This window comes from Bacillus sp. 05T31 (assembly GCF_056396725.1).
On record NZ_JBFTMA010001102.1, the window covers coordinates 1 to 925 of the forward strand.

Consider the following 925-nt stretch of genomic DNA (forward strand, 5'->3'; position numbering starts at 1 on the left):
GGGATGAACAAAACCCCCACTGATTAAAGTTTCACTTTATTCTTACAAAAATGTAAGGGTAATGTAATGGGATTGAATGGTAGATTAAATTCCTGCTCTTTAGAATGGATGTATAAGTATCCTGCAAGGGAGGAAGATTTATTATGAAGAAAAAAATGATCAATACTATAATAGCGATGATAGTGATAGTAGTAATGTTACTGCCTACGAAACTTGGACCAGTTATCGATAAATATAATCCACTTTATAAGACGAAAGAATATTATACGGTTGTGAATACAATTGGTCAGCATATTGGTGATGAATGGTATGAATATGAATTTATTGCATTTGATGAACGTGGAAGAGAACAAAAAATAAAGAAGACTGTTAAGCATATGTTAAAGAGAGATGAAGCATTAAAGGTGTACGCAAAAGGACGCTACGGCGAGGCAATTGAAGAAATTGAAGCTGTAAATATTCCTATTAATGCGAAGAGTAAACTTTTAACGATGAGATAGCGAATTATACCCCCGCCTATTTTTTGTCGAAAATAAAAATACTAGGTAAGGGTATTTTAGGTTCGTGAAAAAGCCTTAGTCCATATGGACTAAGGCTTTTCTTATTATATAAAGGGGAAGGGGGTACATTGTAGTAGCATGAGTGAAAGGTATAAGAAGAGTCGGCTACTAGCAATGTAATTTGGTTATGTGAGTGTTCTTCTTATTTGGCTTACTTTCTAACTTTATTGTACGAAATATAGGTAAGGGAAACTATCGAATTACATTACACATAGCTTACAAAYATGTAAGMCTYCTGTAATGYAATTCGATRGTTAAAAKATAGTAAATTTMATATAGTGTAACTAGAAAGTCTCACTGTATCACTTTCTGTTTGTAATGTTAATGAAGAATGAAAAACCAACTAATTTTTAATAGCCCTCATC

Annotated in this window: 1 protein-coding gene; it reads left to right on the top strand. The window is 32.7% G+C overall.

Annotation, left to right across the window (positions count from 1 at the left end):
* Positions 1-143: 143 nt before the first annotated feature.
* A complete protein-coding gene (locus AC1DJR_RS31665) occupies positions 144-500 on the top strand; it encodes a YxeA family protein (protein ID WP_060750751.1) in 357 nt (118 codons plus the stop codon).
* Positions 501-925: the final 425 nt, after the last annotated feature.

Coding starts and splice junctions, on each gene's coding strand:
- AC1DJR_RS31665 (WP_060750751.1), top strand. CDS start 144: ATGAAGAAAAAAATGATCAATACTATAATAGCGATGATAGTGATAGTA.